18 protein-coding genes are annotated in these 23,926 nt (G+C 41.0%); 12 read left to right on the top strand and 6 right to left on the bottom strand.

The genetic code is table 11. The features are described 5' to 3' along the window. Positions 1-375 precede the first annotated feature (375 nt). Together ACFG4S_RS16300 and ACFG4S_RS16295 are read left to right on the top strand one after the other, a co-directional pair. Positions 376-1,680, top strand: coding sequence for a P-loop NTPase fold protein (locus ACFG4S_RS16300; protein WP_392535778.1), 1,305 nt, complete (start codon positions 376-378; stop codon positions 1,678-1,680). A 407-nt stretch (positions 1,681-2,087) separates the two neighbouring features. Next, positions 2,088-7,295 carry a hypothetical protein gene (locus ACFG4S_RS16295; protein ID WP_392535777.1) on the top strand — a complete coding sequence of 1,736 codons (5,208 nt, stop codon included), beginning with the start codon at positions 2,088-2,090 and terminating at the stop codon, positions 7,293-7,295. Between the two features lie 216 nt (positions 7,296-7,511). Here ACFG4S_RS16295 and ACFG4S_RS16290 read toward each other — a convergent pair whose 3' ends face one another. Together ACFG4S_RS16290 and ACFG4S_RS16285 are read right to left on the bottom strand one after the other, a co-directional pair. Continuing rightward, entirely contained in the window at positions 7,512-7,712 is a 201-nt protein-coding gene (locus ACFG4S_RS16290) for a hypothetical protein (protein WP_392535776.1), read from the bottom strand. Next, positions 7,684-7,845, bottom strand: a complete 162-nt coding sequence (locus tag ACFG4S_RS16285) for a hypothetical protein (protein WP_392535775.1) — start codon at positions 7,843-7,845, stop codon at positions 7,684-7,686. The genes ACFG4S_RS16290 and ACFG4S_RS16285 overlap by 29 nt, the downstream gene beginning before the upstream one ends. 122 nt (positions 7,846-7,967) lie before the next feature. Between ACFG4S_RS16285 and ACFG4S_RS16280 the strand changes: the two genes are divergently transcribed. Both ACFG4S_RS16280 and ACFG4S_RS16275 read left to right on the top strand, forming a co-directional pair. Continuing rightward, complete coding sequence (locus tag ACFG4S_RS16280; RefSeq protein WP_392535774.1) at positions 7,968-8,606, top strand: histidine phosphatase family protein; 639 nt, start codon at positions 7,968-7,970, stop codon at positions 8,604-8,606. A gap of 432 nt (positions 8,607-9,038) precedes the next feature. After that, on the top strand, positions 9,039-9,713 hold the full coding sequence (locus ACFG4S_RS16275) for an HAD family hydrolase (protein ID WP_392535773.1): 675 nt from the start codon (positions 9,039-9,041) through the stop codon (positions 9,711-9,713). A gap of 8 nt (positions 9,714-9,721) precedes the next feature. Here the strand turns inward: ACFG4S_RS16275 and ACFG4S_RS16270 are convergent, their stop codons facing one another. Continuing rightward, complete coding sequence (locus ACFG4S_RS16270; RefSeq protein ID WP_392535772.1) at positions 9,722-11,089, bottom strand: cytochrome P450; 1,368 nt, start codon at positions 11,087-11,089, stop codon at positions 9,722-9,724. A 501-nt stretch (positions 11,090-11,590) separates the two neighbouring features. On the opposite strand from ACFG4S_RS16270, the gene ACFG4S_RS16265 reads away from it, so the two are divergent. Beyond that, complete coding sequence (locus tag ACFG4S_RS16265; RefSeq protein ID WP_392535771.1) at positions 11,591-12,889, top strand: cation:proton antiporter; 1,299 nt, start codon at positions 11,591-11,593, stop codon at positions 12,887-12,889. Positions 12,890-13,141: 252 nt separating this feature from the next. Here ACFG4S_RS16265 and ACFG4S_RS16260 read toward each other — a convergent pair whose 3' ends face one another. The 3 genes from ACFG4S_RS16260 to crtD all read right to left on the bottom strand — a co-directional run bounded on the left by ACFG4S_RS16260 (position 13,142) and on the right by crtD (position 16,726). Continuing rightward, a complete protein-coding gene (locus ACFG4S_RS16260; RefSeq protein WP_392535770.1) occupies positions 13,142-13,525 on the bottom strand; it encodes a hypothetical protein in 384 nt (127 codons plus the stop codon). 130 nt (positions 13,526-13,655) lie between these two features. Further along, entirely contained in the window at positions 13,656-14,762 is a 1,107-nt protein-coding gene (locus tag ACFG4S_RS16255) for a saccharopine dehydrogenase family protein (RefSeq protein WP_392535769.1), read from the bottom strand. Between the two features lie 449 nt (positions 14,763-15,211). Beyond that, on the bottom strand, positions 15,212-16,726 hold the full coding sequence (gene crtD, locus ACFG4S_RS16250) for a C-3',4' desaturase CrtD (RefSeq protein ID WP_392535768.1): 1,515 nt from the start codon (positions 16,724-16,726) through the stop codon (positions 15,212-15,214). 216 nt (positions 16,727-16,942) lie between these two features. Here crtD and ACFG4S_RS16245 point away from each other — a divergent pair, with 216 nt between their 5' ends. The 7 genes from ACFG4S_RS16245 (at position 16,943) to ACFG4S_RS16215 (ending at position 23,856) form a co-directional block, all read left to right on the top strand. Continuing rightward, positions 16,943-17,335: a hypothetical protein gene (locus ACFG4S_RS16245; RefSeq protein ID WP_392535767.1), complete on the top strand. Its 393-nt coding sequence runs from the start codon at positions 16,943-16,945 to the stop codon at positions 17,333-17,335. A 2-nt stretch (positions 17,336-17,337) separates the two neighbouring features. Next, complete coding sequence (locus ACFG4S_RS16240) at positions 17,338-17,721, top strand: type II toxin-antitoxin system VapC family toxin (protein WP_392535766.1); 384 nt, start codon at positions 17,338-17,340, stop codon at positions 17,719-17,721. A gap of 128 nt (positions 17,722-17,849) precedes the next feature. Next, positions 17,850-19,154, top strand: coding sequence for a M16 family metallopeptidase (locus ACFG4S_RS16235; protein WP_392535765.1), 1,305 nt, complete (start codon positions 17,850-17,852; stop codon positions 19,152-19,154). 74 nt (positions 19,155-19,228) lie between these two features. Next, positions 19,229-20,092, top strand: coding sequence for a fructosamine kinase family protein (locus ACFG4S_RS16230; RefSeq protein WP_392535764.1), 864 nt, complete (start codon positions 19,229-19,231; stop codon positions 20,090-20,092). Positions 20,093-20,247: 155 nt separating this feature from the next. Then, positions 20,248-20,865, top strand: a complete 618-nt coding sequence (locus tag ACFG4S_RS16225) for a 2OG-Fe(II) oxygenase (RefSeq protein ID WP_392535763.1) — start codon at positions 20,248-20,250, stop codon at positions 20,863-20,865. 143 nt (positions 20,866-21,008) lie between these two features. Beyond that, positions 21,009-21,743 carry an ABC transporter permease gene (locus tag ACFG4S_RS16220; protein WP_392535762.1) on the top strand — a complete coding sequence of 245 codons (735 nt, stop codon included), beginning with the start codon at positions 21,009-21,011 and terminating at the stop codon, positions 21,741-21,743. Between the two features lie 274 nt (positions 21,744-22,017). Beyond that, positions 22,018-23,856, top strand: coding sequence for an SUMF1/EgtB/PvdO family nonheme iron enzyme (locus ACFG4S_RS16215; protein WP_392535761.1), 1,839 nt, complete (start codon positions 22,018-22,020; stop codon positions 23,854-23,856). Positions 23,857-23,926: the final 70 nt, after the last annotated feature.

The raw sequence follows: 23,926 nt of genomic DNA, 5'->3' as shown, positions 1-23,926 counted from the left end.
GTCCTTTGTCATTGGTAAGCAGGGAGACCCTGTATAATAAAGGCTGGTAAGTCTCCTCGGTAACCTTTTTCATTGGTGAGTCACTGCGTTGGAGGACTTTCCCGGCTTGGTGCGAACGATTTATGTTTCGTAATAATATTTTCCTTGCTTAGTCAGGGTATTAAACCACTCAAACCGATAAAAGCCCAATTAAGTTTTACCCACTTGACAAGTTTCTATTTTTCTTAACTTAACACCAATAGCGAGACACCCACCCCACAATAAATACTTGGATATTTTTTTTATTTGGAAGTTCTCTATCCGAAATAGCGGCTTTGTCATCTGTATAATCACTGAGATAGGCAAAACTGTCAAGCTGATTTCGGGTCATTTGTGATGAAACTAGATTTAGTCAGGTTTTTTCAGGCTTGCAACCCTAGCAAGACTCTGATTATAAGCAAACCGGAAGATAGACAGTATTATATTGATTTTTCCAAAGTGCGTGGTGCGAGGATTATTGAGGAACTAGGGCGAACTATCACCCGCCTTTCACCTGAAGAACCGACCTGTCAATTATTTACCGGACATATTGGTTGTGGCAAATCCACAGAGTTACTGCGGCTAAAGGCAGAATTAGAACAGCAGGGATTGCATGTGGTTTATTTCGAGTCTAGCCAAAGCCTGGATATGGCAGATATTGATGTTACAGATATTTTACTGGCGATCGCTCGTGAAGTCAGTCAAAGTCTAGAAGCCATTAAAATTAACCTCAAACCAGGATATTTTAAAAATCTGTTTACAGAAATTTCTGACTTTTTGCAAACACCCTTAGACATTGGCGTTGAGGCTGAATTGTCTGTAGGTATTGCCAAAATCACTGCCAAAACTAAAGATAGTCCCAAACTTCGCGGCCAGTTGCGACAATATTTAGAACCGCGCACCAATGGCATTTTAGAATCAATAAACAAAGAATTGCTCAAACCTGCTAGAGAAAAACTCAAGCAGCAGGGTAAAAAAGGACTGGTGGTAATTGTCGATAATCTTGACCGAGTGGATAATTCTTTAAAGCCTTCCGGTTATTACCAACCTGAATATTTATTTGTGGAACGCGGTGAACAGTTAAACCAGTTAGATTGTCACGTTATTTATACCATTCCCCTAGTTTTGATTTTTTCTAATGCTTTAGGCAGATTAACAAATCGCTTTGGAGTAGACCCCAAGGTTTTACCGATGGTTCCTGTGCGACTACAGAATGGTTCGCAATTTTTTCAAGGAATTACGCTACTGCAACAAATGGTTATGGCCAGGGCTTTTCCTGGTGTGAGTTGGGAACAAAGCCAGCATTTAATTACTGAGGTTTTTGATAGTCCTAATACTTTAGAACGGCTGTGTTTAGTTAGTGGTGGTCATTTGCGAAATTTGCTGATGTTATTATTTCGCTGTCTTCAGCAAGAAGACCCACCTCTATCGCAAGAGTGCGTAAATAGAGTGATTAAACAACGCTGTAACGAGCTAAGTTTAGCAATTACTGCCGATGAATGGGAAGTATTGCGTGAAGTAGCGCAAGAGAAAAGCTTAAGAGGTCATGAAAGATACGAACTTTTGCTTCGCAGTATGTTTGTATTTGAATACCGTAATGAAGATGGTTCTTGGTTTGATATCAATCCGATTTTGGTTGAGTCCAAGGACTTTAGGTTATAAATCAACACAACCTATTGAATCGTCACGGTAACTGTTTCAGGGTTTAGGGGAGTCAGTCCAGGGTCATTGGTGTCAACTTAATGTGAAACCCTTATGAAGAAGTGATTTTGAATTTACTCACGTACCTAACGATCCGCATTACCCCACCCTAACCCTCCCCTTGGAAAGGGGAGGGAACTGGATTTCTTGTTTCCCCCCTTTCCAAGGGGGGATTAAGGGGGGTAAAACGTATACCCGGTAAGCTTTGAGCTTAAGTTGACAGTAATGCTCCAGGGTTCACGGGAGCGGTATCAATTGTAATTTTCACAACTGGAGCTTAACTAATAGAAATCATCCTTCTGCCCACTGTCCCCTAGTTGCATGATGTAATTATACAAACAGCTAATATAAGGTAAATTATCTATGTTATGAGTAATCAGCAAGAGCCAGAAAATTCACCTTTTGACAATGAGCGTTCATTGCAAACTCTGGTGCGAACAATTACCCTTTCTCAGGGAGAATTTTCGCTGATTTTTCTGCGTTGCAATTATGCTGATTTACGTCAGCAAATGGTAGAACGGCTGCACCAAATCTCTCCTGTACGCATACGCGAAATTACCTTACCTCCATCAGTTAAAACGCTTTACACGAATATACGCGAACAACTGGAAGATGAACAGCCACCAGCATTAATGGTTTTTGGTTTGGAGTCGGTTAAAAATATTGATACAGTTTTAACTTCGGCTAACCAAGTCCGGGAGGAATTTAGAAAAAACTTTCCGTTTCCGATATTGTTGTGGGTTAATGATTCAGTTCTGCAAAAATTTATTCGTTTAGCCGCTGATTTAGAAAATTGGGCAACTATTATTGAGTTTGAAAACCCTACGGATGAGTTAGTCAACTTCCTCCAGCAAAAAACTGATGAAATCTTTGCTGGTGATGTAACACCTAATCCCCAAGTATGCCAGGAATTAGAAACTGCTCGTCAGGATTTGCAAAGCCGTGAAGAAGTATTAGAACCGGCACTACAAGCCAGTTTAGAATTTGTACTTGGTTTGCATGATTATTTACATGACCAAATAGACACTGCTTTACGAGATTATCAAATAAGTTTAGATTTTTGGCGGCGAAGTAATTATTTAGAACGACAAGGTATTGTACTCGTTAATATTGCTTTAGCTTATAATCGCCAAGCTGAAAAAAATCAGATAAAAAGTCAACCTTATTGGCAAGAATCAAAAGGTTATCTACAGCAAGCTATTGATGTTTTTGAGCAAATACAACGTTCTGATTTAGTTGCCAAACATATTACCAAATTGGGTGAAGTACTCCAACGTTTAGAAGCATGGCCAGAGTTACAAAGATTGATTGATAAATCTCTGCCGCTACATCAAAATTATGGCACATCGTTGCAATTGGCTCAAGATTATGGTTTTGTGGCAGAGGTAGCTTTAGAGCAGTCACGGTGGAATGAGGCTAATCAACTCGCAGGACAAGCGTTGCAAATATTAGCTGAGATACCTAATTTACAATCATATCAATTTGCTTTATATCGGTTTATTTTAGCCAAATCACAACAGGGTTTAGGTGAAATTGAAGCAGCAATTACTAATTTAGAAGCTGCCAAAAATGAAATTAATCATCAATACAACCCACAATTATATATATCTATATTAGAGAGGTTACGCCTACTTTATTTTGAGCAAGGTGAATATCTCAAGGCTTTTCAGATTAAGCAAAAGCAACTACAAATAGAACAGCAGTATGGTTTCCGCGCCTTTGTTGGTGCATCTTATCTAAATCCGCAACGACAGGCAATTAATTCTGCACAGTTGCAAGCTGAAAATCCGGAAACAATTGCTCAAGAAATTGCTGCTTCTGGTCGGGGACAAGATGTGAAGCTGTTGCGAGAAAGAATTAGCGGGACTGAGCATAAATTAACTGTAATTCATGGTCAGTCAGGAGTGGGGAAAAGTTCGATTTTGCAAGGTGGGTTAATCCCGGCGTTGCAACAGGAAGCAATTGGTGAGCGAGATGCTTTACCTATTTTGTTGCGAGTTTATACAGATTGGGTGGCGATGTTGGGGCGGTGTTTGGCTAAGGCTTTTGAGGAGGTCAGAGGTAAACAGTTATCTGTTAATCTGGATTCTTCAGCAGCTATTTTAGGACAATTGCGGAAAAATGCTGACAGAAATTTGTTGACGGTTTTAATGTTTGACCAGTTTGAAGAGTTTTTCTTTGTTTATCCAGACCAAGGTCAACGACGAGCATTTTATGAGTTTTTGCGAGTTTGTCTAGATATTCCTTTTGTCAAGATAATTCTGTCTTTACGGGAAGATTATTTACATTATCTATTAGAGTTAGACCGTCTGTTTAATTTAACTGCGATTAATAATAATATTCTTGATAAAAATATTCGCTATTATTTGGGTAACTTTTCGCCAGCCCATGCTAAGGCTGTAGTACAGAGTTTAACAGAACGCTCTCACTTTTATCTTGAACCTGATTTGATTGATGAATTAGTGCGCGATTTAGCGGGTGATTTGGGTGAGGTGCGCCCCATTGAGTTACAAATTGTGGGGACGCAATTGCAAACTGAGAAAATTACAACTTTAGATAAGTATCGTCAATTTGGCACTAAAGAAAAACTGGTTGAGCGATTTTTAGAAGAAGTCATCCATGATTGTGGTGCGGAGAATGAACAGGTTGCACGACTGGTTCTATATTTACTCACAGATGAAAATGGGACTCGTCCCCTGAAGACTCGCGCTGAGTTAGTCGCAGATTTAGCAGTAGAAGCCGATAAACTAGATTTGGTGTTAGAGATTTTTGTGGCATCAAGGTTAGTATTACTGTTACCAGAATCGCCGGCTGACCGTTATCAACTGGTGCATGATTACCTTGTGTCGTTCATTCGCCAACAACAGGGCAATGAAATATTAGCAGAATTAGCTAGAGAGCGAGAACAACGCTTGCAAGCAGAAGAGAAACTGAAGCTTGAACAAGATGCAAGACAGATATTAGTTGATGCTCAGCTAGAAGCCAAGCGACAAATTCACCAAGGGCGGATGCAATTGACGGTGAGTTCTGGTTTAGCGGTATGTCTATTATTATTGGCAGGTATATTATCTTTATATGCTTTGAATCAAATTCAAGTCGCTAAAGATGCTGATGAGAAAAAGCAACTGGCAGAAAATACAGTTAAAACGGCTGAAGCTAACTTGCAAGCTACGCAAAAAACACAGACAGAATTAGAGAAGAAAGCGCAAGAATTAGAAACTAAAAAGAAAGATGCAGAGCAGAAGTTTCAAGCAGCGCAGAAGAATCAGCAAGCCGCAGAAGTGAAATTTAAGGTAGCACAGGCAGAGTTAGGGAAAGTAAACCAGCAAGCAGCAGAATTACAAGATAAAAATTCTCAAGCAGAGGAAAAAATTAAAACAGCTAACGAACAAGTTAAAACTGCTCAGGAGAAAGCAGAACTGGCAAATGGACAACAAGAGGAAGCAAAATCTAACACTAAAAAGGCTCAAATTATTTTGAGTCAAGCCCAAGCAGCGCTGACAAAAGCATACAGAGATACACGCGCAGCAGAGACAGCACAAAAAGAAGCACAAAAGGGAACGGAATTAGAACGGGCTGGAGTTAACGCCTTAAGAGAGTTTGAGTATACCGAGTTAGAATCGCTGGTGGCAGCAGTGCAGACTGGGAAAGAGTTAAAATCTTTGGTAAAAGATGGTCGCCCTTTAGAAAAATATCCAGCTATCAGCCCTATTTTTGCTTTGGATAGTATTCTCAATAAAATTAAAGAACGTAACCAGTTAGAAGGGCATCGATATTGGGTCAAAGGTGTGAGTTTTAGCCCGGACGGCAAAACCATCGCCACGGCATCATCTGACAACACAGCGCGGTTGTGGACGCTCAACGGGCAACTGCTGCAAGAATTCAAAGGGCATCAAGGTGAAGTCTATAGCGTGAGTTTCAGCCCGTACGGCAAAACCATCGCCACGGCATCAGGTGACAAGACAGCGCGGTTGTGGACGCTCAACGGGCAACTGCTGCAAGAATTCAAAGGGCATCAAGGTGAAGTCTATAGCGTGAGTTTCAGCCCGGACGGCAAAACCATCGCCACGGCATCATCTGACAAGACAGCGCGGTTGTGGACGCTCAACGGGCAACTGCTGCAAGAATTCAAAGGGCATCAAGGGGGTGTCAGGGGTGTGAGTTTCAGCCCAGACGGCAAAACCATCGCCACAGCATCATTTGACAAGACAGCGCGGTTGTGGACGCTCAACGGGCAACTGCTGCAAGAATTCAAAGGGCATCAAGGCTATGTCTATAGTGTGAGTTTCAGCCCGGACGGCAAAACCATCGCCACGGCATCATCTGACAAGACAGCGCGGTTGTGGATGCTCAACGGACAACTGCTGCAAGAATTCAAAGGGGATCAAGGCGATGTCTATAGTGTGAGTTTCAGCCCGGACGGCAAAACTATCGCCACGGCATCATCTGACAAGACAGCGCGGTTGTGGACGCTCAACGGGCAACTGCTACAAAAATTCAAAGGGCATCAAGGCACACTAGTCTATAGTGTGAGTTTCAGCCCGGACGGCAAAACCATCGCCACGGCATCAGATGACAGGACAGCGCGGTTGTGGACGCTCAACGGACAACTGCTGCAAGAATTCAAAGGGCATCAAGATCGTGTCAGGGGTGTGAGTTTCAGCCCGGACGGCAAAACCATCGCCACGGCATCAGATGACGGGACAGCGCAGTTGTGGACGCTCAACGGGCAACTGCTCCAAGAATTCAAAAGGTATCAACGCGTAGTCACAAGTGTGAGTTTCAGCCCGGACGGCAAAACCATCGCCACGGCATCAGATGCCGGGACAGCGCAGTTGTGGACGCTCAACGGGCAACTACTGCAAGAATTCAAAGGGTATGAAGGCACAGTCTTCTATAGTGTGAGTTTCAGCCCGGACGGCAAAACCATCGCTACGGCATCAGGTGACAGCACAGCGCGGTTGTGGACGCTCAACGGGCAACTGCTACAAGAATTCAAAGGGCATCAAGGCTATGTCTATAGTGTGAGTTTCAGCCCGGACGGCAAAACCATCGCCACGGCATCAGATGGCGGGACAGCGCAGTTGTGGACGCTCAACGGGCAACTGCTCCAAGAATTCAAAGGGCATCAAGGCTGGGTTAATAGTGTGAGTTTCAGCCCGGACGGCAAAACCATCGCTACGGCATCATCTGACAAGACAGCGCGGTTGTGGACGCTCAACGGACAACTGCTGCAAGAATTCAAAGGGCATCAAGGTGAAGTCTATAGCGTGAGTTTCAGCCCGGACGGCAAAACCATCGCCACGGCATCAGGTGACAAGACAGCGCGGTTGTGGACGCTCAACGGGCAACTGCTGCAAGAATTCAAAGGGCATCAAGGGGGTGTCAGGGGTGTGAGTTTCAGCCCAGACGGCAAAACCATCGCTACGGCATCAGATGACAAGACAGCACGGTTGTGGCCTGTGGAGAGTTTAGACAGATTGCTGGTGCGGGGTTGCAATTGGCTGCATGATTATTTGCAGAATAACCCGAATGTGAATGAGAGCGACAAGCATCTCTGCGACGATATCAAGTAAAAGCCAAGCGATGTCTTGCGACAAGCTGCTGACGCTCCTTCTCTGCGAGACGCTGCGCGAACGTCGCTACCGCTTCGCTAATGCGTCTACGCACTTTCCCTAATTATTGTAAGCGATCGCGCATTGCTGATTTCATGTATGAAAACGATTACGGCTATATTTAAACATTTGCAATCAACATCGTAATGTTGATGACCAACATTGTAATGTTGACGCTCAATAGTCATAATGTTGATGACCAACATCATAATATTGGTGACTAACATCGTAATGTTGATGACCAATATTGTAATATTGGTGACTAACGTCGTAATGTTTTGTTACAAACATTGTAATGTTGGTGATTAATATTGTGATGTTGGTGACCAACATCGTAATGTTTTTAATTTTAGCGATCGCCAGACAAGAGATTTCCATTGTAGGAAAGGCGATCGCCTCTATCTATTCGATGTAGCTCAAGCAATATTTTGCGATCGCCCAAGCGTCTCGAACGCAAGTGCAATTGCAAATAATTATAAGCGATCGCCATCTCTTCTCTAACTCTTTTCAAAAGTTTGTGGGGGAATTGACTTTTTTGGCCGATTACTTTGTTCTGGTGTCACATACTCGATTGCGAGATTGATGGTATTTTATTTTTGCACAAACTCCTTTATCCCAATCCCGATACAAGCTATGACATTGAATTTATATTTACTGCGACATGGAGAAACTACTTTTAGTCAAAGTGGTAATTTCTGCGGTAAAACTGATGCAGAGTTGACCTCTGAAGGGATGCAGATGGCAGAGAGTTTTGCCGATGTTTATCAAAAATTGAATTGGGAGGGTGTTTATGTTAGCCCGATGAAGCGCACAATTGCAACTGCCAAGCCATTTTGTGATGCTATCGGTATGGATATGCAGTTGCGTGACGGACTTAGAGAAGGTAGTTACGGCGAATGGGAAACTAAGAGTAAATCGTTTATCCAAGAGAATTACGCAGAAAACTATTTAAAATGGTTGACAGAACCCGCTTGGAATGCACCACTAGGTGGAGAAACTGCGGTAGATATTGCTAACCGTTCTATGCCTGTGATTGCTGAAATTCAAGAAAAACATCCCCAAGGTAATGTTTTAGTAGTTTCCCATAAAGCCACGATTAGGATTATGCTTTGCAGTTTACTGGGGATTGATTTGGGACGCTATCGCTATCGGGTGAATATTTTGGTCGCGTCGGTAAGTATGGTTAAATTTGATGTTAATGGTCCTTTGTTAGAAATATTAGGCGATCGCCATCATATACCCGATGATATCCGCTCTCGTCCGGGAACATAATAGTCCATAGTACAGCACGGCGCAAATAAACAGACGGCTACCGTGTATACACAACTCGAATTACCCCCCTTAATCCCCCCGATATATTGGGGGGAAACTGGAAAATCTAGTTCCCTCCCCTTTATGAGTGGGTATAACACCGTTGGTAGGCTGGGTCAATAATCTTGAAACTGGAAAATCTAGTTCCCTCCCCTTTATAAGGGGAGGGTTAGGGTGGGGTAAAATTCAGGTTTTTAAGCGCTTCAAACTTGTGTGTACACCGTAGTCGCAAGCGGGGAGGGGAGGGTTTGATCCCAGCACTTTGGGGTTGTGACTGTATGGCAGCGAAGTGAGAATCGCTACATAACCCCTTTCTCTTCTGTTGGGACGATGAAGTAAAATATTTATTATGCCATCATCAGCTATGAAACAAAACGTCAGGCGAGGTTTTTCATGGCATTACAAGGGGTGATATTAGATATTGATGGCACACTGGTTTTAAGTAATGATGTTCATGCAAATACCTGGGTAGAAGCATTTGCAGCTCATGGCTTAGAAATATTATTTGAAACAGTTAGACCACTGATGGGTATGGGGGGAGATCAACTGATTCCCAAAGTAGTGCCGGAATTAAATGGTGAAGAAGAAATTGGTAAAGCGATCGCTGAACTACGCAAAGAACTATTATTTGACAAATTTATACCGCAAATTACTACTGCCAATGGAAGCAGAGAGTTAATATTAAAGATGCAAGAATCGGGATTGCATCTGGTTGTTGCTAGTTCAGCGAGTTCTGAAGAACTTGAGATCATGCTCAAAATTGCTCAAGTAGATGATTTGCTCTCGGAAGTTACTACATCCGATGATGCCGAAGCATCTAAACCTGCTCCTGACATTGTACAAGCCGCCTTAAATAAAGGGCAAATGACACCTGATAAAGTAGTGATGCTAGGAGATTCTCCCTACGATATTAAGTCTGCCGGCAAAGCAGGGGTAAGTGTGATTGCTTTGCGCTGCGGTGGTTTTAGCGACGAACAACTCTCCGGAGCGATCGCAATTTACGACGATCCAAAAGATTTGCTACAGCACTATGACTCTTCTCCCTTGGACCCAAATTTAGAATTATGAATTAGTATTTACACACCCACAGGACTTTTCACCTTTTGTCGCTGACCGGTTGCAATTAACCACTTACCGCCAGAAGGACTTAAAGTTATGCCACGACGGGTAGGTTTAACTTGATAATTGTCAACTAATGCTAAATCCATTTGTGATAAAACCGTTGCTAATACCAGTTTCATTTCAAACATCGCAAACGCCATACCAATACAAGTACGATTGCCGCCACCAAAGGGTAAATATTCATACTGAGAATACTGACGTTCTAAAAATCTCTCTGGCTTGAACTGCTGCGGTTCTGGATATAAATCTTCGCGGTGATGGGTTAAATATATAGAACCTGTTAGCAATGTCCCTGGTTGAAATTCATAGCCCATAATTTCTATTGGTGTCTTGACTATGCGAGGGATAGTAAGCATGATAATTGGGTAAATGCGGAGTGTCTCTTGGCATACCCCTGTTAAATAAGGTAAGCGAGAAACTTCATTCCAATCAGTATTCTCATTCACATTATCTAACTCAGTTAGGAGCTTTTCTCGTACTTCTGGCAGATGGTGAATCCAGTATAATGCCCACGTCAAAGCTGAAGCGGTGGTTTCGTGACCGGCAATTAACAAAGTCATTAACTCATCGCGTAACTCAACATCAGTCATTTGTTCGCCATTTACGTCACGCGCTGACATCATTAACGAGAGGATATCGCTACGAGTAGCATCAGGACTATCTCTGCGTTCTTGAATCTCACTGTACAGGAGTTCGTCAATTTGCTGCTTTTGCAGCAAAAATTTTCCCCAAGGACTCCAGTTACCCCAATCTACTTGTAGTGCGCGAAAAAATGTGAAGGAAGCACGCAAGGGGGAACCAGATAAATCCACGACGGAACGCAATAGTCGTTGCAATTTTGTGAAACGTTCTCCCTCGTGGAGACCAAATACAGCTTGAAGAATTACTTTGAGGGAGATTTCTTGCATAGAGTCACGGATGGAAAAAGGTTCGCCAATTTTCCAACTACTGATGACTTCATAAGTTATGTGAGTAATAATTTCACCGTAGGCTTTCATGCGATCGCCATGAAAAGGCGGGGTTAATAATCGCCGTTGGCGTTGGTGAGATGTACCAGATAACAATATTAACGAGTTTTCACCCAATAAAGATTTTAAAAGATTCGCTGAAGCTTTAGCATCTATCTGCTCAAGCGGAGCGGTAAAAATTTCCTGAATTGCTTGGGGATTACTAAATAATACTATTGGGATGTTACCAGTTAACTGTAATGAAAAACATTCGCCATACGCTTTTGCAGATGTTTTCATCAGTTTCAAAGGATTAAAAATCCACTGAAGCATTTGTATAAGTCTTGGTTTTGGTGAACTCTCTGGTAGTTTCATGACAAATACTCCGATTACTTCTATTTACACTAACTTAACAGAGGTAGAATTAATAATTCGTAATCGGCTACGCTCAGGTAATTCGTGACTTTAGCAGATTTAGTTTGTGCATTACACAAACTAAATCTAAAAGTAATATCTCAAGCTGACTTTACTCACTGAAATCTGAATTATGACGTATGTATATTTTAGATGCAGATTTAAATTCTAGATGAAATAAAGCTACCTATTAAGGTAGAGGTTTCAACCTCCATGCTTCATTAGAATAGATACATTATTTTTAGTTAAATCTACTTATCAATACTGCTCGGCTTTTTGATTTTGAACGGGAATTTAGTTTGATAAAAAGCTTAAAGGGTAAGGGCTAAAGGTTTTTTTTCCCTTTTAAATTCTCCTTTTTGCCAAAACCTGACAAGTATTAATCTATCTATAGGTTACTTCTAAGAATAAGCTATTGCACTAAGCTAAAAAAGCAACGTCTAATTTTATATACTTTGCTATATGGTAGATATCTATATTATTGACCTACTTGTGATTGGTGTACTTCTACTGATGGTCACATTAGGATCGGGTTGGATTAGTCGCTTACCTCTTTCTTTTGCGATTATTTATCTAGTAGTTGGCATTTTGTTAGGCCCTTACGGTTATGGATTGATTCAATTACGTAGAGATGAAGTATTCAACGCTCAATTGCTAGAGAAGGTAACAGAATTAGTAGTAATTATTTCTGTATTTAGCTGTGGGTTAAGAATCCTCCGTCCTCTCAAGCTAGAAGTTTGGGAGATTACAGCCCGACTGATTGGATTTTTAATGCCAATTTCAATTTTTGCCTTAGCTACTGTAGGTAAATTATTTTTAGGTATGACTTGGGGAGAGGCGATTTTATTAGGAGCAATTCTCGCCCCTACCGATCCAGTATTAGCTTCGGAAGTTCAATTGACTGATGTAAAAGATAAAGATGAGTTACGCTTTGGTTTAACTTCTGAAGGTGGGTTAAATGATGCTTTAGCTTTTCCATTTGTTTATTTTGGTATTTATGCCCTTAAAGATGATAACTGGGCTAACTGGTTTAAAGACTGGATTACAATTGATTTGCTTTGGGCGATCGCTGCTGGTATTGTCATGGGAATTGTTGTAGCTAAAGCAATAGTTTGGCTAGATCAAAAAATCCAAAAACGTCGTCAGGTTGATGAGTTGATGGAAGATTTTTTGGCGATCGCTACAATTTTAGTAACTTATTCTTTGACAGAAATTGTTAATGGCTATGGATTTTTAGCCGTATTTGTTGCTGGGTTAGTAGTTCAGCGAAGTTATAAAAATTCGGAGAAACCACTAGAACAACTGAAGTTTATCGAGAGAATAGAAAAACTCTTAGAAATCGGGACAATTTTAATATTGGGATCGATATTATTAGTCAAGCCGATGTTCAACTATGCCAGTCAATCTTTATTAGTGATATTTTTCTTATTTGTCATTATCCGACCTATAGGAGTCTGGATTAGTACAATAGGAAAACGTCCTATATATTCTCACAGACGCACCTTAAACCCCGCAACACGCTTGTTATTTGGTTGGTTTGGCATTCGCGGTGTTGGCTCTTTATATTATCTTGCCTATGCTTTTGGTAAAGGCTTACAAGGCGAAGTTGCAGAACAAATTTCCTGGATAACTTACACTACTATTGTGGCTTCTGTGATTGTACATGGAATTAGTGCAACTCCCTTAATGAAGTGGTATGAGAGCAGGATTGCCAAGTACACTAACTCTAGCCATCCTAGCACAATTGATGAATTTGAGTAATAGGGAATAGAGAATACTAAGCCGCTCACAAGTAGCGCGGTTTCAACCTACATTGCAATACAAGGATTACTTCGCCCACAATGAGCAAGGCTTTAAATTTAACAATAAATTGGGTATTTAGAATTAAAAGTTTTAGAATCTCGGTATTTTGTAAATACTAAAATTGTCATTTTTATGAATGTTTTAGGAGTAATGAAGGAGACAAAAAAGAGTAAATAAATTCTTAATGTCTCCCACTTTTCCTACTATTTTCTACTTTCCTGTCACCTTTTCAACTAGCTCTTCAGCTTGATTAAGTAAATTAGGCTCAGATTTTCCTTCAGCCTTTAAATTTCTTTCGTAAGCCTTTTCTATAGTTCCAAGATTTTGAGAATCTTTTACTGCTTGTTCATAAGACTCTTGTCGTTCTTCTTCTTGAACGCCAACACCTGGATCAAATTCGTTAGCACGGTTAATTTTTTCATCAGAATTTGGTTTATACTCTCGAGGTATTAGCTTTAACTCTTCAAGAGTCGTTGCATAACTAGGTTGCTGAACGAAAATAGACAAACCTGACAAGCTGATGAAGACTGTCAAGCCAACAACCAAAAAGCTTGAATGTAAAGCTTTCTTTAAAGTTAATAGAATTTTTTGCATGGAAATAACTCTCCTGATTTTCAGTTTTAGCCTATGTTATGTATAAATAGATTCCATATCGAAGGCTCACAGGCATCCTAATTGTTTAGGTACAGTTTTTCCTTCTACCTTAGGGTATATTAATTTTTAGTTATGACCAATTCTGATGAATTGTAATTCCTCGGCTTTGCATTGTATCTTCAAATAAATCTGTCGGTAGTGCTTCTTCCACAGCAAAAACGCCTGGTTTATTGAGTTTACCTTCTAGCAATAATTGGGCAATACTACCTGTGCCACAACCAGAGGCTACGGCTGTATTTTCATGCACTAAATTTGAACAATAAATGGCTGTTTTCCCATTTTTTTGTCCTGTAACTTCGGAACGAACTGCTACTCCAATGCCACTAAAATTATTGGTGACATCTGTCATCGTATGGCTGACATAAGAAAGAAATTCAATCATGTAACGACGCTGCATTAACCACTTAGGAAAAACGTGTGCGGCAATCCAAGTGAGATGATTATAAAAATCTGGTACAGAACCAAATTTGGTAATTACAGTTTTCACTGAGGGGAAGGACTTTGGTAGTGTAAAGGTTTCTGGCATATCAAACCAATAAACTCCAGTACGTTTATAGGGAGGTGGAAACTTAACTATTTCCCTGTGACTATAAGGTTTAACTATCTCCCATTTTCCATTGAGCCAGGCTTCAAAAGGATATTGTAATCCCAGAAAAGTTGTCCGCATTACGGTAATACCAGCACCACCAGAACCAGAAACTAAATAACTTAAATGTATCTTTTCTGGCTCATCAAATTGTTCAACACCCTGACGTACCATGCTGTTAGAAATACCGGGAAAAATTCCCGTATTAATAATTGCTGTCACCCCCGCAGCCGCAGCTTGTTCATGATAATTGAGAGCCTTACTAGTATAAGAACGATGGTCACTGACATCTACATAATTGACGCCTTGAGCAATGCAACTTTCAAGAACATTAGTATCTCGATAGTGAAATGGCCCAGCACAATGGATAACTAAATTAGAATTAGCGATCGCCTCTCTTAGCTTATCAACTTCTGCTAAGTCTAATACCAAAAACTGTACTTGCCCTCCCGAAGACAAGCTAACGCTCTTCCCAATCTCCGCAGAACGTCCAGTAATTGTAATTTGTGCCTCAGTATGGGTAGCTAGATCCTGAGCAACACTGCTACCAATTCGCCCCCGTCCGCCAAGAATTAAAACTCTGTCTGTCATTACTCCAGGATTCGTAACACTAATCTTATTTCATCAGTTTTGTGTCTCCCTTGCCATCGGTTACAAGTATGACTTATGGCATTTCACGAAATTTATGCTACAAAGATGTTGCTCAGGGACCAATACTTTTCGGTTAAGGGGGAAAGGGTTTGAATTTCCCTTTCCCCATTACCCTTTAACCTTTCACCAGACCAAAAGAGACATTATTGGGTTTAACCGAAAAGTATTGGCTCAGGGACTGACAAATAAAAAAATACTCAACTACTTCTTGTAGGGCGGGCGAGACGCCCACCCCACACACAAGATTGGGTAATTTATTTGTTAGAAGTCCCTAAAGAGGCAATATTGTTCGGTTAACGCAAGAGACCGCGATTTATCGCGTCTTTGTGATTTGCTTTTTAAGCACTAAAGTGCTTACTACAAACCATCAAAAATAATTTGACAAAGTACTACAATTGCGATTCAATTTGTCTGACTACCGTTAGCGCCGAATAACTTACCCCAGCAGTACCTTCGCCGGGATGGGTCGAGTCACCAACTAACCAAAGATGTTGGATGGGTGTACGATTAGCGAAGCCAAAGGGGCCAAAAGTGGGGATTCTTTGACCTATACCGCCAACTATACCCCGATCGCGGTTTGTATAATGAGCAAAGCTGCGAGGCGTTGCAGCTTCTACGTGGATGATTGTTTCTGGTTTGAGATAAAAGTATTCGGCAAGACGAGCGATCGCTTCTAAGGTATATTTTTGTTTTAATCCTGGATAATCTTCAGTTTGCCACCACGGTGTAGGATCGACAAATGATGAAGCGATAATCGTTGCTTTCCCCTCTGGGGCGCGACCATCTCCAGGATGACTAACGGAAACAAATAAAGAATTATTCTCGCCAATGACACCATCAGCATCATACAAAAATTGCAGATGGGGAGGACACTCAGGTGGTATAGCACTCGCATCTACACCCAAATAAACCACAAAGGCACCCGATGCTTGGGGCAATTTTTCCACTCTGTTTTTATAACCAGATGGGGCTTTTTCTCCCAACAACTGTACCAAGTTTTGGACGGTGACATTGCTAACTATATGGTCGGCGGCTTCTGTCCACACTTCGCCAGTTTTCTGATTTCTAATGACTACAGCACTAGCTTTGCCGTCTTCTACTTTGATTTGTTCTACAGTGTGGCGCATCAACAATTTGCCGCCATCTCGTTCTAAAGATTCTACCAGGCGATCGCTTAATACTTGCATACTCCCTTGAAGATGAAATAATCCTTGGGGTAGTTGCGATACACTCAACGCTGTGGCGGCATAAAGTAATGCTGTTTCTTCAGCGTTGACTTGGGAATACAACTTCAATTGCAAATCTAAAAATGTTCTCAGTCGTCGGTCATTTCCGACTCCACATAACCGTAAAGCATCTCCCACCGTCAACAATGTGAAAGGCACTGTAATTAATGTACTTGGACGCACCGCTTGCGTTAGCTGCCACAAATCCCATAAATTACGCGGTGGTAGCACCGGATCGCGTCCTTGAAATTCCCAGCTAGCATTAAATAAAGTCGTCATCAATTGCCAAAATGGCTCACTACCAGGAAACTGTTTTTGTCGTTCCTCAAGCCATTTTTCTTGGTCGCGCCAAACGTTGATGGGTGTAGTTTCCCCTGGTAAATATACCGCACAAGCAGGGTCGCAAGGCGTTGCTTCTGGTAAATCTATTGCTAATTCTGAGAAAATGCGGTGGTGAATTCCCCCTGGTTCCAAACCTGCAACTTGAGTTGCACCAACATCAAAGGTAAATCCCTGACGTTTAAACGTCGAAGCACAGCCTCCCGGTGCGATCGCTTGATCTAAAATGAGAACGCTGTAACCTCTATGAGCGAGTAATGCTCCAGCAGTCAGTCCACCGATTCCCGCACCAATGACGACGACACGAGATTTAGTTTTATCAACAGAAATGCTGGACATTGATACTTATTTTTGATAATTCTTAACATTACTATTCATAATTTTACAGCGTGATTGATTAAACCACAATCATCAGTAGGGGTGTATCCTCTACAACTTTGTTGCATGGAAGTGCTATCACGTCTAAAAACCTTGGCTAGACAGATTAAAATAGTGGTGGAATAGAATTTTAGTTTCTAGTTGTTGACTGTAGTTAATTTGATAAGTAAGAGTATTATGTATATTAACGAGAAAGTACGTTTAATATCATCCACACTATCTTCTTTAACTCTTTCAGAGTTAGAATCATTGAGAGAAAAAATTGATTCTATTATTACAAATTACCGAGGTAATTTTAGAGGAAGTTTTATGAGCGGGCGTGCCTACGATTTCCAATTTTTTCGTTCTGGTATTAGTCCGAATGAAAAAACTATTCCTCAAACTTCATTCAAGACTGAATCGACTGTAGTTAATTCCCCTCTAATCAGTTGTGAAATTGATGAGATAAAACAATTAACTCCTACTCAAAATTCTCCTAGAACTTTAGGTATTTGGAAAGGAAAAGTAGAAATATCAGAAGATTTTCATAAAACATCAAGTGATATTATTGATGAATTTGGTATTGAATAATAATGGAGTTGTTACTTGATACCTGTGCTTTAATATGGTCACTTGAAGATAACTCTTGTCTTTTACCTGAAGTTCGTCAACAAATTTCAGATTCTTCAAATAAAGTGGTTGTTAGTGCTATTAGTGTTTGGGAAATAGAAATAAAAAGAAAAAAAGGACAGCTTAAAACCCCAGATAATTTAATACAAGCCATCATTGATACTGATTTTAGTTTTTTATCAATAACAGAACACCATGCGGTTAAAGCAGCATCCTTACCTGACCATCATAAAGACCCTTTTGATAGGCTTTTAATAGCACAAGCGATACTAGAAAAGATGATTATAATTACTTCCGATACTCAATTTATAAATTATGGAGTACCACTTTTATTTGCCACAAAATAATTAAAAAAATGTCATCGTACCTAGATTGACACCTGGAAAGTGCTAGTATTGAAAAGTACAAAACTTAACTGAGTACTAAGTCGTAGATAAGATAAAAGAGTAACGTAGCTTCTCGCACACAAGTAGCAATGACCTCAATCCTGCAGAAAATTTCTCCTCTGAATGCTCCAACCTTGCATAAATTGCCCAATGGTTTGACAATCATCGCCGAGCAGATGCCAGTTGAAGCCGTAAACCTCAACATATGGATTAAAGTTGGCTCAGCTGTAGAACCCGATGCGATTAACGGGATGGCTCACTTTTTAGAGCATATGATTTTTAAGGGAACAGAACAATTGGCTAGCGGCGAATTTGAACGTCGAATTGAAGAGCGGGGTGCTGTGACCAATGCCGCTACTAGCCAAGACTATACTCATTACTATATAACTACTGCGCCCAAAGATTTTGCCGAGCTGGCGCCATTACAAATAGATGTAGTATCTAATGCTAGTATTCCTGATGAGGCCTTTGAACGCGAACGATTAGTGGTTCTCGAAGAAATAAGACGTTCAGAAGATAATCCCCGCCGCCGCACGTACAGACGAGCGATGGAAACAGCCTTTGATCGGTTACCCTATCGCCGTGCGGTATTAGGGCCAGAAGAAGTAATTTCCCAACTCAAACCCCAGCAGATGCGGGATTTTCACGGTAGTTGGTATCAACCCCAGTCAATTACTGCTGTAGCTGTAGGTAATTTGCCGGTTGAAGAATTAATTGCAACCGTTGCAGAAGGATTTACAAAAACACTCCCCACTCAGCACTCAGCACGGGCTAAACGCCCCGCTACCGCTAACAGCACTCAGCACTCAGCACTCATCCCAGAGTCACCATTTACAGAAATAGTTCGTCGAGAATTTATTGATGAAACTCTCCAACAAGCAAGGCTAGTGATGCTTTGGCGAGTTCCAGGAATGAATCAGCTAGAACGCACTTATGGACTAGATGTTTTAGCAGCAATTTTGGGACATGGACGAACATCAAGGTTAGTGCGAGATTTACGAGAAGAACGGGGATTAGTTTCCTCAATTGGTGTGAGTAACATGAGCCATGAACTGCAAGGAACATTTTATATTTCAGCTAAATGTGCAGCAGAAAATTTAGCTGAAGTAGAAAATGCGATCGCTCAACACATCCACAGCTTACAGACAGAGTTGGTGACAGAATCCGAAATTGCCCGTGTGCGGCGGCGAGTAGCCAACAGATTTATATTTGGTAACGAAACACCAGGCGATCGCTCTGGCTTATATGGTTACTATCAATCTTTAGTAGGAGATTTAGAACCCGCGTTTAACTACCCAGCTAAAATTCAAAGCCAAGACGCAACTGACTTAATGCAAGCAGCCAAAGAATATCTTTTTCCCGATGCTTATGGTGTGGTTGTAGTTAAGCCGTAAATTAGGAAGGGAATAGGGAATGAGGTATATTATTCTTTCTCCCCACTCCCTCATCTCCCCCCACTCCCCAAACTATGTGGACTCAAATCGACGCGCATATTACCCAGGTGACTGGCGAAAAATTTCAAAGTCAGAAAAGGCGATCGGTTGGTGGTGGATGCATCAACCAAGGCTATGCTGTCTCGGATAGTGAAATAACGTACTTCGTTAAGCTGAACCAAGCATCTCAAGTTGCGATGTTTGAGGCTGAGGCGCTGGGTTTAGAGGAAATGCTAGTAACAGCTAGTATTCGCGTTCCCAAACCTATTTGCTGGGGTGTAGCTGATAATTCTAGCTACATTGTCCTCGAATGGTTGGAACTTGCTGGCGGTAATACTAAATCGTGGGAAGAGATGGGGCGAAATTTGGCCGCGATGCACAAAACTATTAGCAGTCAAGGCTTTGGCTGGAAAATTAACAATACGATTGGTTCCACGCCCCAAATCAATACTTGGACAGCAGACTGGGTAGAATTTTATATTAAACATCGCCTGGGTTATCAATTTCAATTAGCAAGGCGACGAGGTGGCAATTTTCCTCAACAAGATAAGTTACTAGCGTTAATTCCTGAACTATTGGCAAATCATCAAGTGCAACCTTCCTTAGTACATGGCGATTTATGGGGTGGAAATGCTGGGTGTACTGCGTCGGGAGAACCAGTGATATTCGATCCAGCAACTTATTTTGCAGATAGAGAAGTTGATATTGCCATGACAGAATTGTTTGGTGGTTTCCCCGCAGCGTTTTATAAAGGTTATAACGAAGTCTTTCCTTTAGATGCTGACTATGAACAGAGAAAAACACTTTATAACTTGTATCACATATTAAATCACTTCAATTTATTTGGGGGTGGTTATGGTTCCCAAGCCAACCGAATGATTGACGAGATTTTGGATTGAGAATTCAAGGGTAATTTTTACGTTACATATAACCAAAATGGAAAACTGCAACCAATGATTGCAGAAATTGCTTGGACTCACAATCTAGTCATTTATATTAACTTTTAACTTACTACTTCCGAAAAAACTTTAGCCTTTCGCCTCTGAAATCAATTGTGAAATACTATCAACAACAAACCAACGCCTTCCCCAGCGACTACCTAAATAATTTGTGGGGAGAAATTCAAGCTTGTCCTTATTTTTCTATCAATAATCTGAACCGTGATTTTGTTGCTACTAAAGGATTTTCCGTAGTATTTCAGCGTTCTGGATTAGCAACAGTAGAACAGCAGTTTCCCTACTTCAAACCTTACTTAGATTTAGCTCTCCAGCCAAATTGTAATGCTTTTTATCTCAATCCTTTACAGCTAAAAGAAGGCTCTCGTGTCGATCCGCACATCGATCGCTCCTTACGTTCCTACTCCAAAACCATTGAGCCACCTACAGTTGTGAGTGTTCTTTACGTGCGAGTCCCTGGGGATATGCAAGGGGGAGAATTGATATTGCGATCGCCAAAACGTCAACTTGGGCAGATAAAGCCCCAAATCAATACTTTACTTTACTTTCAGGGTGATTTAACTCATTCTGTTAACGCTGTGAAAACTCCAGGCGATCGCCTCAGCTTGGTTTGTGAGCAGTATAGTTTAAGTGAAACTGAACTCCAGGAAATTCCCCAGTTTACTATAGAGTCAAGAAAAACTCAGTCTACAACCAAAAAGCGAAAGTCTGGATAAGGCAATAGTTGACTTATTACATAAAATATGATATTTTATATTGCTATCAATAAAAATTACATATAAACGTGAATATTTCTGCATCCCTCAAAAAACCGCGTGTCTCATGGCAAGCGGTTTTCTCACTACTGATATTTATATTCATGTACCTGCCTATACTGGTACTTGGTTTTTATAGCTTTAATCAGTCGCCCTACAGTGCAACTTGGCAAGGATTCACCTTCGATTGGTATCGTAAGTTATTTAGTGACGATCGCATTTTATCGGCTTTGCAAAATAGTTTGATAGTTGCTGGTTGTGCCGTAGGGATTTCCGCAGTACTGGGAACCTTGATGGCGGTAGGTTTGGCGCGTTATCAATTTCCAGGAAAGAATTTGTATCGTGGTATTGCTTACCTACCATTGATTATTCCTGATATTGCGATCGCAGTTGCTACCTTAGTATGTTTAGCAGCCTTTGCCATACCCTTGAGTTTGTGGACAATAGTTGCAGCCCATATGGTGTTTTGTCTAGCCTACGTCGGACTTGTGGTTGCTTCAAGGCTTACCAATTTAGATCCTCATTTAGAAGAAGCAGCACTAGATTTAGGTGCTACACCAACTCAAGCTTTTCTCAAAGTATTATTACCTCAATTAATGCCTGGTATTGTAGCTGGTTGTTTGTTAGCTTTTGTCCTCAGCTTAGATGATTTTCTCATTGCCAGTTTTACTGCCGGTAGTGGTTCTAACACCCTACCAATGGAAATTTTCAGCCGTATTAGAACAGGAGTAAAGCCTGACATTAATGCACTAAGTGTAATGTTAATTTCCGTATCTGGGATTGTTGCTTTTGTCGCTGAATTAATTCGTGCTTCTGGAGAAAATAAAACCTTAAATTAAGACTGAGAATTGAAAATAAAAATTATCCCTTATTTAGTTCTTAGTGAACTTTTTTAGTTGGTAACAACAACTATCTTGAAGAGGAATTCAGAGTTCACAAGTAAGGAGCGTTATAGCCTTAGCCTAACGTGCCATCTTACTTAACTGAATTCTGACTCCCGTTTTTATATTTTTAAACACATATAAAAAATTCCGTGTTCGCTTTTCTACATCACGGTTTTCAATAACATAATATTGGGGCTAAGTTTGGAGAAGATGCTATTTTCCCTTCATTATGCAAATCTGCCAAAATCCCAATTGCTCAAATCCATTTAACTCTGATAGCAATAGATTTTGCGTCAGTTGCGGACACAGCAACTTTGGCAAACTTCTCAGAAACCGTTATCGCGTATTAACACTCTTAGGTGAAGGTGGGTTTAGCAGAACTTATGCTACAGAAGATGTAGATAGACTAAATGCACCTTGCGTCATCAAGCAATTTTTTCCACAATTCCAAGGAACAGGACAACGCACCAAAGCAGCCGAATTTTTTAAAGAAGAAGCTTTTCGCTTGTATGATTTGGGTGAAAATCATACCCAAATTCCTAGATTACTTGCTTATTTTGAACAAGGTACTAGCTTGTATCTAGTGCAAGAATTTATTCAAGGAAAAACTCTCTTACAAGAAGTTCAGCAACAAACATATGGTGAAGAACAAATTTGGCAACTTTTAGCTGATTTATTGCCAGTTTTGGACTTCATTCATACCAGTAATGTTATTCATCGGGATATCAAACCAGAAAATATTATCCGCCGTTCCAGCGATAAAAAACCCGTATTAATCGATTTTGGCGGTGCTAAACAAGTAACACAAACCAGTATCGGAAGACAAGCTACCGTAATTTATACACTTGGTTATGCGCCAACCGAACAAATGGCTGGATTTGCTTGTCATGGGAGCGATTTATATGCCTTGGGTGTAACTTGTGTGCGTCTTTTAACTCAATGTTTGCCTTCACAAGATGCTTCTGGACAGATTAGCGATCCTATTTATGATGCGATGAATGCTAAATGGTTATGGCGCGAAAAATTGCAAAAAAAAGGTATTGCTATTAGTGACAATTTAGGAGAAATTTTAGATAAATTACTCAAACATTTGCCGAGCGAAAGGTATCAAACAGCAGCAGAAGTTATCAAAGATTTGGAGTTTAGAAGATCGAACATTGAACCTGTTGCTCTAAAAATGGTTTCGATTTCCCAATCGATATTACCGCAGCTACCGCAAAAATTAATCGTATCATTACCGCCTTTAGAAACTTTTGAATTTGAGGTAGTAACAGTAGATACAGCAGGTAGAGAAGTTAGCCGCGTCAGTCGCAATGCAAATTTTTTTGCTGAAGAATTGGGTAAGTCTGTCGCCCTAGAAATGATATCGATTCCTGGCGGTACTTATATGATGGGTTCGCCAGAATTTGAAGGCGATGCTGACGAACGTCCTCGACACAAAGTTACTACAGAACCATTTTTTATGGGAAAATTTCCTATAACTCAAGCACAGTGGAGAGTAGTAGCAGGTTTACCTAAAGTCAACCAAACGTTAAATCCCAATCCATCAAAATTCAAAGGTTTAGATAGACCAGTAGAAAATGTATCTTGGGATGAAGCTGTAGAATTTTGTCTGAGGTTATCAGAAAAAACTGGACGCGACTATCGTTTACCGAGTGAAGCTGAATGGGAATATGCTTGTCGGGCTGGAACTACGACATCCTTTCACTTTGGTGAAACCATTACTCCGGAGTTAGTTTGCTGTGCTGACGAACCAAAAAGCAAATTCCGTAAAGAAACAACAAACGTAGGCAGTTTTGAAGTAGCTAACGCCTTTGGATTGTATGATATGCACGGGCTAGTTTGGGAATGGTGCGCCGATCCGTGGCATAACAATTATGATGATGCACCTGCTGATGGAACAGTTTGGGAAGTGGGCGGTGATATTCATCGCCGGGTACTGCGCGGTGGTTCTTGGAGTTTCAGCGCGGAACTTTGTCGCAGCGCTAGTCGTAGCTGGAATGAGTCAGACGGTGGGTTGAGGATTTGTGGTTTTCGGGTAGTATTTTCTCAAGAGGGTACGCCGTGAAGAAGGCAGTTCTTGCTAAGGGCAGAATGCAGAAGGTTTGCTCTTGCAATCAGTGTAGGTCTGTTCGCGG

This window comes from Nostoc sp. C117, from assembly GCF_043099735.1.
GTDB lineage: Bacteria > Cyanobacteriota > Cyanobacteriia > Cyanobacteriales > Nostocaceae > Nostoc.
The sequence above is the reverse complement of the archived record's forward strand: the minus strand, read 5'-3'. Positions and strand labels throughout refer to the sequence as shown.